Origin of the sequence: Flavobacterium sp. W21_SRS_FM3, assembly GCF_052113625.1 — a bacterium.
Taxonomy (GTDB): Bacteria; Bacteroidota; Bacteroidia; order Flavobacteriales; family Flavobacteriaceae; genus Flavobacterium.
Genome location: NZ_JBGQOD010000001.1, coordinates 678,396 through 689,611 on the forward strand (window position 1 = coordinate 678,396; position 11,216 = coordinate 689,611).

An 11,216-nucleotide genomic window follows, 5' to 3' on the forward strand; every position below is an offset into this window, starting at 1 on the left:
AATGACTAAAAATAAATTGCTATTAGTGCTAGTGGTTATTATTACCCTTTCTTTAACTTGGTATTTATTTATTAAAAAAAGTGATTACTGCATTTCATTTAAAGTAAAAACTGCTACAGGCACCGTCTTTCAAGGTGTGCAAGAATGGTCAACAGTGCGGCAGTTGACCCACAAGGAATCATACCGTATTCTCGAAAAGAAAAATTTTAGTTTTATTAAACAGTCAATGACTAAAGATAAAATCAAGATGGAATATCAGTGGGAAATGAACTCTATAAATGATTCTGTAACTCAAGTGAATGTTTGTGTTAAAGATCTAAAGAACAGTATCTACAATAGAATAACTGTTCCCTTTATGGATACCTATTTTAAAAAAGAACAAATAAAAAAGATCACGGACTTTAGAAATGGTTTAAACCAACATTTAGAGAATTTTAAAGTTGAAATTGATGGAGTGAAAACTTCTGAGGAAACCTTTGTAGCTTACATCAGTTTAAAAAGCGTGATGCAGGAAAAAGCGCAAACAATGATTGCAAACGATGCATTTATCACGGGCTACTTGCAGCTAAATAATATTAAAATTATTGGTAAGCCATTTGTAAAAATTCAGAATTGGGATTTAGAGAAAGAGACACTTGAATTTGATTACTGTTTTCCTATTGACAAAGGGACGAATTATATTGAGAATGACCTCGTAAAATTCAAAACACTAAAATCTACTAAAGGATTGCAAGCAACTTATTACGGAAATTTCAGAACCTCAGACAGAGCTTGGTTTGCGTTATTAGACTATGCACAAAAGCAAGGCTACGACTTAACTCTTCAGCCTTTAGAACACTTCTTGGCCAATCCTTTTAATGGAGGAGATGAACGCACTTGGGAAACAAAAGTGATTATCCCTATAAGGTAATTAACATTAAACCCTATCGGTAAAAATTTAGGAATTCGAAAACGTTTTCGGTGCTCTCGAAAACGTTTTTGTTTTAATAATTCAATTATTTGGCTTTTTTAAAATTAAATTTAGAAAATATAACCAGGAATAAAACGAATTAACTAATAAAACCGCAAATGTCATTAAAAATAAAACTTAGTTTCTGGCAGATCATAAATATGAATGTCGGTTTTTTTGGTATTCAATATAGTTTTGGCTTACAGCAAAGTGCCGTAAATCCTATTTATGATTTTTTACATGCAAGCCCAGATGAAATTCCTATTCTAAATCTTGCGGGACCATTAACGGGTTTACTGATTCAGCCAATTATTGGAGCAATGAGTGATAAAACTTGGCATCCAAAATGGGGAAGGCGTAAGCCGTATTTCTTTATAGGAGCTTTAATTTGCAGTATCGCTTTATTTCTTTTTCCATTTAGTAGTTCGTTATGGATGGCCGCAGGCTTACTATGGATTTTAGACATAGGAAACAACACTGCTATGGAGCCATATCGAGCTTTTATTGCAGACACCTTAGATGAAGAACAGCAACCTATGGGGTTTCAGGCACAAAGTTTTTTTACAGGGTTTGGTCAATTCTTAGCATATATATCCATTGGGATTTTTCCATTAATAATTGTTGGTCATACAGGAGAATTACCCAATTGGATGTATGCCTCTTTTTTTATAGGTGCTGTGCTATCTATTAGTTCTATTTGGTGGAGTATGAAGAAAACAGCTGAGGTTCCACCAACTGATGAAGAAATTGCTTTTATAAAAGCCAACCCCTTAAATATATTTTCTCCTTTCATAGATATTTATAAAGCAGTTTTAGAAATGCCAAAAGTGATGTGGCAACTATTTCTAGTTTATCTTTTTCAGTGGTATGCGATGATGTGTTATTGGCAAAATAATTCAAAAAGTATAGCTTTATCTGTTTGGAACACGACGCCCTCTGACAAGGCTGGATATGGAGAAGCAGTGCGATGGAATGGATTAGTAGGTGCATTTGGATTTATTGTTACCTTTTCGATAGCCTTTTATTTGGCTAAATTAGCGCGGAAGCACAGTGCCAAAACAGTTCATTTTGTTTGTTTGTTACTAGGCTCCGTTTCTTTTTTATTCTTTCCAGTGTTGCACAATCAATACTTGTTTTTTCTAATAATTATCGGATATGGTATTGCGTGGGCTAGTATGATGGGGATTCCTTATCTAATGGTAGTTTCTAATATCCCTAAAGAACGTTATGGCGTGTATATGGGAATTATAAATATGATGATTGTGATACCTATGATTATTCAAAACATATCATTTGGATTTATTTTAAAACATTTTTTAAATAATGACCCTCGTTTAGCAATCACTTTTGCAGGAGTATTACTGTTTATTGGTGCAATATGTACCTTATTTATTAAAACAAAAAAAGTTAAATTAAGTGAATTACACAGCATACAATAAGGCAATTGAACTGTTGCAGCAAGTTTCTTCAACACAAGGATTCTTAGCCAGCGCACAAAACATCTCCAACTATAAAAGAGTTTGGGCACGTGATGGTGTGATTTGTGGTTTAGCTGCATTAGCTTCTGGGGATAATGCGTTAATTGAAACATTTAAAAGTACTTTGGAAACCTTGGCGGCACATCAGCATGTGAACGGAACAATTCCGTCGAATGTGATGACTAATGGACATGAAGTGGAAGTAAGTTATGGTGGATTAGCAGGAAGAGTCGACGCTGTTACTTGGTTTGTTATAGGGATTTGTCAATATGCTCATTATAAAAACGATTTGGCATTCATTGCGAAGCACAATAGTAAAATTCAAAAATGTCTAACGCTTTTAGAAGCTTGGGAATTTAATAACAAACATTTAGTTTATGTTCCTCTTTCTGGAAACTGGGCTGATGAGTATATCACAGATGGCTATGTGCTCTACGATCAATTACTTCGTATTTGGGCCTTAAAAAGTTACAATCATTTTGTGAATGAAGACCCTCTTCAGGCCAAAATTCAACATATAATTCAGCAAATTGAAATTAATTTTACTCCTGATGCAGTAGGTGAAAAATACCATGAAAGAGCGTACAATGAAGCTAGTATTAAGGCATATATGCCGTGCTCATTTTCTCCTGCGGGATATAAAACGCAGTTTGATGCTTTTGCGAACTCACTGACTTTGTTTTTAAATATAGGTTCTGATGATTTTCAAAATAAGATAGTAGCATATTCAAACTCACTTAAAGACGAGATGCCATTAAAATTGTTACCTGCTTTTTGGCCACCAATCATGGAAATTGATATCGATTGGAATCTTTTAAAGAACAATTGTAAATATGAGTTTAGGAATTTTCCTTATGAATTCCACAATGGTGGAAGTTGGTCTATGGTTAATGGATTTTACGGACTAGCCTTGCTTGCAAAGAATAAAAGAGATGAGGCAATATCAGTTTTGGAAGCTATAAACAATGCAAATGCTATTGCCCATTATAGTTTTTATGAAAACTTTAATAGCCAAACAAAAGAGCCAAACGGAGTACCGTTTTGTGCTTGGAGTGCAGCAGCGACAGTGATGTTGCATCAAAGTATCAATAATAATTTTAAATTTTTAGTGTAACGTGGAGAAAGCAATAGATATATTATGTGTAGGAGAAGTGCTCATTGATTTTATAGGTCATGAAGTCAACACATCAATTACTAAAACTAAAGATTACCATCGATTTCTGGGAGGATCACCTACAAATGTAGCGGTTAATGCAGCGAGATTAGGACTGAAATCGGTTTTAGTAGCCACTTGTGGTCAAGACGGTTTAGGGGATTATATTATCAGGAAATTAAAGAGAAATGCTGTGATCACTACTTATGTGCGAAAATCAGAAATAGAACCTACATCAATAATATTAGTTTCTAAATCAACAAGCACACCTGATTTTATTGCTTTTAGAGAGGCTGATTGTCAAATTAACCCAGTGCAGCTTCCAAAACAACTGCTCGAAAGTGCTAAAATTTTTCATACTACATGCTTTGCTTTAAGTAAAAATCCGGCTAGAAGAACTATCTTAGAGGGGGCCAAAAAGGCAAAGGCTATAGGATTACAAACAAGTATTGACATTAATTTCTCGGAAAGAATTTGGCCTGATCGAGAAGAGGCTAAAGAGGTTTTAAAAGAATATTTGGCTACAGATCCTTTTGTTAAACTCAGTGAAGATGACTGTTTCCGACTTTTTGCGGAAGCAAAAACTGAAGATTATATTTTCGACTATTTTCATGGATTGGGAGCGTCAACAATATGTTTAACCAAGGGGAAAGACGGTGTAGTTTTGTCAAGTGTACAACACGGTATGTTTCGTCAAAAAGCCAAGCTTATTGAAGATATAAAAGATACAACTGGTGCTGGTGATGCCTTTTGGACAGGTTTCTTGTATGCGCAATTAATGGGCAAAAATTTAGAAGAAACCATTACTATAGCCCAAAGATTAGCAGGCTTAAAACTTCAATACCTAGGTAGATTACCCGAAACAATAAATATTCAAGAATATTTAAATATTGATTAATTATTTAAAAGTAAACACTACTCACACATGAAAAAAAGCACAATTAAATTAGCAATGTACCTTAATTACTTCGTCTTCGCTATTCTACTCAATAGTGTAGGAATAGTTATACTCAAATCTCAAAAAAACTATGGGGTAGATGAGTTGCAGGCAAGTATTCTAGAGGCTTTTAAAGATTTGCCTATTGCTATCGTATCCTTTCTAATTGCTTCTTTTTTGCCAAGAATTGGCTATAAAAAAGCCATGTTAATAGGACTCGCATTAGTTTCGGCAGCCTGTGTTACCATGTATTTTGGGAATTCATTCAGTGCCGCTAAAATTCTTTTTGCTACTGTTGGTGTGTCATTTGCTTTAATAAAAGTATCAGTATATTCTCTTATAGGAACTGTTACTGAAAATCAAAAAGAGCACAACAGTTTAATGAGTAGTATAGAGGGTGTTTTTATGATAGGAATCGCTTTAGCTTATTTTTTATTTCCTGCTTTTAATTCAGAGACAAATCCTGACGCATGGTTAAATGTATACTGGTTATTAGCGGGAATTTCTATGCTTTCATTTGGATTTTTATTTTTCACCAAATTTGAAAATCAAAAGGAAATTCCAGGAGTAGATTTAGTGGATGATTTTAAGCAAATGTTTAAATTGTTTGCTAAGTTAGTGACGATTGTTTTTGTAATCAGTGCTTTCTTATTTGTAATGATTGAACAGGGAATCATGACCTGGCTGCCTACCTTTAATGATAAGGTATTGCACTTGCCTGAAAATATTAGCATTATGATGGCTAGCATATTGGCAATTTCTTTAGCCGCAGGAAGACTTCTTGCTGGTGTTATTACTAAATCAATAAACTGGATCTGGGTGCTTTCTTTTTGCATTGTTATGGCCATGCTGCTTGTTGTTTTTGTATTGCCAAAAACAGTAGGTTTAGAAGTGCGAAACATTAATTCCCTCAGTGATATCCCATTGATTGGATTTGCTTTCCCATTAGTAGGGTTGTTTATCGCTCCTATATACCCACTTTTGAACTCGGTAGTTTTAAGTGCTTTGCCAAAAAAACTACATAGTTCCATGACAGGCTTAATAGTCGTTTTTTCAGCTTTGGGCGGTACATTAGGATCCCGAATTATAGGGTATTTATTTAAAAATGAAGGGCCAGAAAATGCCTTTTATTATACGTTGATTCCCATGGCATTGTTATTAGTTTCATTTTTTATACTAAAAAAACTTACAGCTAAATCATGAAAATAGTTCTAAACATAGATAAAGTATTTCAAGAACTGCTGGTTCAGGAAGATACTGATCAAGATAAAAAAATCACCAAGGAGGATAATGGTCCAAAACGTTTTGTTCTTATAGATGAAAACTCTAAAGAGGAGAAAATAATTAATGGGACCTATCATTTATCAAATCTTCTTCAGGAGCTTGCGCTATTGAAAGAAACAAGTAGTGTTGTAACTGAATTAGATTTGGCACATGTAGAAGAATTGCCAGTGCAAAGGATCTCAAGAAAAATAAGGGACGATTACTGGAATGAACTTACTAGGACCATCGATAAAAAAGGACTGGTTCAAATCTTAGAAGATGAAAAAACGACCAACGAAATAGCAACTCTTTATGTTTCTGCTAAAGACAGTCAAGGAGTACACTATTTTCAAGAATTAGAGCGCGAATTAAAAAATTTCAAAGTAGAAGTTTTACCTGAAAATTATACTGAAGAATATGTAGCCACTTTAAATAAAAAACCAGGAATATTAGCTTTGGCTTTGGAGCAAAAGCTATACAGTTTACAAGGAGTTCCTTTTGTAGTGCCAGGAGGGAGATTCAATGAAATGTATGGCTGGGATAGTTATTTTATTGGAGTAGGTTTATTAATCGATAAGCAGTTAGAAAAGACGATGGCTATCGCTGATAATTTCAGATACCAAATTATACATTATGGTAAAATATTAAATGCCAATAGAAGCTATTATTTAACCAGGACGCAACCGCCATTATATTCTTCTTTATTAATAAATATTGTAAAAGGGGCTAAGGTCGATAATGAATGGTTAAGAAAACATCTCGAAACCGTGATTTTAGAATACCAGACTGTATGGATGGTGCAAGGGAACAGATTAACAGAAACGGGTTTAAATAGATATAAATCTGGAGGTGTGGGAATGCCGTTTGAAGTTGAGCCTGGTCATTTTGATGATGTTCTTGCGCCCTATGCAAAGAAGTATGACCTGCCCATTAGAGAGTTTGAAAAACAATATTTAAATAGAACACTAGTTGATCCAGAGCTAGACACTTATTTTGTCCATGATCGGAGTTTAAGAGAAAGTGGACACGACACCACTAATCGATTAATAAATACTTGTGCTAATCTCAACTCAGTTGATGTAAATAGCTTTCTTTATAAATACGAAAAGGATATCGCATATTTGATAAAAACGTATTTTGATGATGCTTTTCAAGCAGAGGGTACTACTTATTCTTCTGCTGATTGGGAACTTAAAGCTGAATTTCGAAAAGGTAAAATTGATCTACTTTGTTGGAATAAAGAGGCAAGCATGTACTTTGATTATGATTTTATACATAAAGAACAATTGCCTTTTGAAGCCGCTACAACATTTTTCCCACTATGGGCAGGCTTGTGTTCAAAAGAACAAGCTAAAAAGCTGGTCGAGATTGCTTTACCACAATTTATAAGACAGGGGGGGATTACAGGAAGCACCCAAGCGAGTGTTGCTGATTATCCTGAAGATGCACCACAAAGGCAATGGGATTATCCTTTTGGATGGGCACCACATCAAATGCTGCTTTGGGAAGGACTGCTGAATTATGGATATCTGGACAAGGCTCAGGAAATGGTTTATAGATGGCTTTGGTTAATTACAAAAAATGCTGTGGAATACAATGGAACGATTCCTGAAAAATTTAATTTAGAAACCAGTTCGCATAAAGTCTTTGCTGAATATGGAAATGTAGGAACTAAGTTTGATTACATTTCTAAAGAAGGATTTGGTTGGGTTAATGCTTCGTATCAATATGGATTGCAAATTTTAAATGAGAATTTTAAATCAGAATTAAACAAACTCACTTTGCCAGACGAAATATTTAATAGATAGTTTTTGACAAAATAATAGTTGTTTATAGGCTAATTTTTTTAACTTTATAGTCCACTAAAATTTTCCGATATGACTGTAAATCAAATATTAAGCATTAAAGGTAGCGAAGTACATTCGATAGTATCCACCATCACGGTTTATGAAGCCTTAAAAGTAATGGGGGAGAAAAATGTAGGTGCAGTATTAGTAATTGAAGATAATTTACTCAAAGGTGTATTGTCTGAAAGAGACTATGCGCGAAAAATAGTTTTGAAAAATAAAGCTTCCAAGGATACCCTTGTTCATGAGATTATGGAACGTGATGTGATTACCGTTAAACCTACCGATGATTTAGATTATTGTATGGGGCTAATGAGTTCTAAAAGAGTACGACATTTACCAGTGTTAGAAAATGATGCTGTTATGGGAGTGATTTCTATAGGTGATGTTGTAAAATCCATTATTGAAATCCAGAAAGAAACCATTCAGCATTTAGATTCTTACATCAGCGGAACTAAAGCTTAAAAGCAAATAGATATAGCATTTATAAATAGCCACAATCATTGTGGCTGTTTTTTTTACAACACAATAGGACTGGTTTTTTACAAAAGAATAATATAAATACCTGCTTTTTAAATCAAGACTTCTATCTTTGTAAGCTACAATAAAATGTAAAAAAATGAATAAAAATAGCAAAAGAAGAGAGGCCTTGTTGTATCACGCAAAGCCAACTCCAGGAAAAATTCAAGTAGTACCTACTAAGAAGTATGCCACACAAAGAGATTTGTCATTAGCATATTCACCAGGTGTAGCTGAACCTTGTTTAGAAATTGCAAAAGATGTTGATAATGTCTATAAATATACGGCCAAAGGAAACTTAGTAGCTGTAATTACAAATGGTACTGCGGTACTAGGACTTGGTGACATAGGTCCAGAAGCCTCAAAACCAGTAATGGAAGGGAAAGGTTTATTGTTTAAAATCTTTGCTGACATCGATGTTTTTGATATTGAAATAGGGACAAAGGATATTGAGGAATTTATCCAAACCGTCAAAAATATAGCACCCACTTTTGGTGGAATTAATTTAGAAGATATTAAAGCTCCTGAATCTTTTGAGATTGAACGTCGTTTAGTTGAGGAATTAAATATTCCAGTAATGCACGATGATCAACATGGAACAGCAATTATATCTTCTGCGGCTTTAATAAATGCACTAGAATTAGCAGATAAGAAAGCTGAAGATGTAAAAATGGTTGTTTCTGGAGCAGGGTCAGCAGCATTAGCTTGTGCTGATTTATATATATTATTAGGTGTTAAAATGGAAAACATTTTAATGTTTAATAGTAAAGGATTGCTAACTAAAAACAATCCGTCATTGTCAGCAATGCAATTGAAGTATGCTAAAGATATAGAACCATTAACTCTTGAAGAAGCATTAGTTGGAGCTGATATTTTCCTAGGTTTGTCCTCAGGAAATATCATGACACCACAAATGTTATTAGGAATGGCTGATAATCCTATCGTATTTGCTATGGCTAATCCAGATCCAGAGATTGACTACAATTTAGCTATTGAAACACGTAAGGACATCATCATGGCAACAGGAAGGTCTGACCATCCTAACCAAGTGAATAATGTTCTTGGATTCCCATATATTTTTAGAGGTGCGCTAGATGTTCGTGCGACTAAAATTAATGAGGCGATGAAGATGGCTGCAGTAAAAGCGTTAGCATTATTAGCCAAAGAGTCTGTGCCAGAACAGGTAAATATTGCGTACGGTGCCACTAAGTTGGTTTTTGGTAGAGAGTATATTATTCCAAAGCCTTTTGATCCAAGATTAATTAGCATTGTTGCTCCTGCTGTGGCAAAAGCGGCAATGGAATCTGGTGTTGCTTTGAATCCAATCACGGATTGGGATAAATATGAAGAAGGATTACTTGATCGTCTAGGAAACGATAATAAAATGGTACGATTGATTACCAATAGAGCTAAAATGGATCCTAAAAAGATCGTTTTTGCTGAGGCAGATCATTTAGACGTTTTAAAAGCGGCACAAATTGTTTTAGAAGAAGGAATTGGTCATCCTATTTTATTAGGAAATAAAGAAATTATTTTAGAGTTAAAAGAAGAATTAGGCTTTGATGCTGATTTGGAAATTATTGACCCTAAAATTAAAGAAGAAGACGAGAGACGCAATAGGTTTGCCACTATATATTGGGAATCTCGCAAAAGAAAAGGAATCTCCTTATATGATGCGCAAAAGTTAATGCGTGAACGCAATTACTTCGCTGCGATGATGGTGAACGAAGGAGAAGCTGATGGATTAGTAACAGGACATTCTAGAAGTTATTCTTCTGTAGTTAAACCGATGTTGCAGCTAGTTGATAAAGCGCCTGGAGCATCAATTATCGCGACAACTAATATGATGATGACGGCTCGTGGGCCTATGTTTTTATCAGATACGGCTATAAATATTAATCCAACAGCAGACGAGTTAGCAAAGATTGCAATCATGACAGCTAAAACAGCAAGAATGTTTGGAGTGGAGCCCGTTATTGCTATGGTTTCTTACTCTAACTTTGGTTCTTCAACTAATGAAAGTGCTACTAAAGTTAGAGCAGCGGTTTCTTATTTACATGAGCATTATCCAGATTTGATTATTGATGGAGAGGTTCAGGCTGATTTTGCTTTAAATCCAGAAATGTTGAAAGAGAAATTTCCTTTTTCTAAATTAGCAGGAAAAAAAGTAAATACCTTAATATTCCCAAATCTTGACTCAGCTAACATTACTTACAAACTTTTGAAAGAGTTAAATAAAGTGGATTCTATTGGACCCATTATGTTGGGAATGGGCAAGCCAGTTCACATTTTTCAATTAGGAGCTAGTGTTGAAGAAATGGTAAATATGGCTGCTATTGCTGTTATCGATGCTCAAGAAAAGCAAAATAAGAAGACAAAAGAACAAACAATTAAATAATATACTATATTGCTTATCATAATTCTGTATTATGGTAAGCAATTTTTTTTGGTATAAACTCAAAAGCTAATGATAGCACATTTACAAGGAAAACTAGTTGAAAAAACACCTACCCAAGTGGTAATTGATTGTGCCGGTGTAGGCTATGAAGTAAATATTTCTTTGCATACCTATTCATTACTCCCATCAACTGATTTTATTAAACTATTTACCTATCATCAAATTAAAGAGGATTCACATACTTTGTTTGGGTTTGTAGAGAAGTCAGAAAGGGAAATTTTTAAAATGTTATTATCTGTTTCAGGGATTGGTGCCAGCATAGCCAGAACAATGCTATCGTCATTAGAACCTAAACAAATTATACATGCCATCGCTTCTGCTGATGTAGGAACAATTCAATCAATAAAAGGAATTGGTAGTAAAACTGCTCAAAGGGTGATTTTAGACCTTAAAGAAAAAATGCTCAAATTGTACGATTTAGACGAAGTTTCAATGTCTCAAAGCAATACAAATAGAGATGAGGCGTTATCTGCTTTAGAAGTTTTAGGCTTTGTACGCAAAACTTCTGAAAAAATCATTGAAAAGATTGTCAAGGAAGATCCAGATGCTTCAGTAGAAACAATTATTAAAAAAGCATTAAAAGCCTTATAGAAGGTTCGTAAAACAAAGATT

At 34.3% G+C, this 11,216-nt stretch carries 9 protein-coding genes; all 9 read left to right on the forward strand.

Annotated elements, in window-relative coordinates; all coding sequences use genetic code 11:
• The first annotated feature begins 1 nt into the window (after position 1).
• Complete coding sequence (locus ACEN2K_RS03025; RefSeq protein ID WP_441757828.1) at positions 2 to 910, forward strand: hypothetical protein; 909 nt, start codon at positions 2 to 4, stop codon at positions 908 to 910.
• Positions 911 to 1,068: 158 nt separating this feature from the next.
• Positions 1,069 to 2,388 carry an MFS transporter gene (locus tag ACEN2K_RS03030; RefSeq protein WP_441757829.1) on the forward strand — a complete coding sequence of 440 codons (1,320 nt, stop codon included), beginning with the start codon at positions 1,069 to 1,071 and terminating at the stop codon, positions 2,386 to 2,388.
• The gene (locus tag ACEN2K_RS03035) at positions 2,366 to 3,541 is read left to right on the forward strand and encodes a glycoside hydrolase 100 family protein (protein ID WP_441757830.1); all 1,176 of its coding nucleotides are present in this window, start codon (positions 2,366 to 2,368) and stop codon (positions 3,539 to 3,541) included. Before ACEN2K_RS03030 ends, ACEN2K_RS03035 begins: the two co-directional genes overlap by 23 nt.
• 1 nt (position 3,542) lies before the next feature.
• Positions 3,543 to 4,478: a carbohydrate kinase family protein gene (locus ACEN2K_RS03040; protein WP_441757831.1), complete on the forward strand. Its 936-nt coding sequence runs from the start codon at positions 3,543 to 3,545 to the stop codon at positions 4,476 to 4,478.
• Between the two features lie 27 nt (positions 4,479 to 4,505).
• Positions 4,506 to 5,720: an MFS transporter gene (locus ACEN2K_RS03045; protein ID WP_441757832.1), complete on the forward strand. Its 1,215-nt coding sequence runs from the start codon at positions 4,506 to 4,508 to the stop codon at positions 5,718 to 5,720.
• Positions 5,717 to 7,588 carry a trehalase family glycosidase gene (locus ACEN2K_RS03050; protein WP_441757833.1) on the forward strand — a complete coding sequence of 624 codons (1,872 nt, stop codon included), beginning with the start codon at positions 5,717 to 5,719 and terminating at the stop codon, positions 7,586 to 7,588. The genes ACEN2K_RS03045 and ACEN2K_RS03050 overlap by 4 nt, the downstream gene beginning before the upstream one ends.
• 69 nt (positions 7,589 to 7,657) lie before the next feature.
• Positions 7,658 to 8,092, forward strand: a complete 435-nt coding sequence (locus ACEN2K_RS03055; RefSeq protein ID WP_441757834.1) for a CBS domain-containing protein — start codon at positions 7,658 to 7,660, stop codon at positions 8,090 to 8,092.
• Positions 8,093 to 8,246: 154 nt separating this feature from the next.
• On the forward strand, positions 8,247 to 10,544 hold the full coding sequence (locus ACEN2K_RS03060) for an NADP-dependent malic enzyme (RefSeq protein WP_441757835.1): 2,298 nt from the start codon (positions 8,247 to 8,249) through the stop codon (positions 10,542 to 10,544).
• A 69-nt stretch (positions 10,545 to 10,613) separates the two neighbouring features.
• Positions 10,614 to 11,195, forward strand: a complete 582-nt coding sequence (ruvA, locus tag ACEN2K_RS03065) for a Holliday junction branch migration protein RuvA (RefSeq protein ID WP_441757836.1) — start codon at positions 10,614 to 10,616, stop codon at positions 11,193 to 11,195.
• The last annotated feature ends 21 nt before the right edge of the window (positions 11,196 to 11,216 follow it).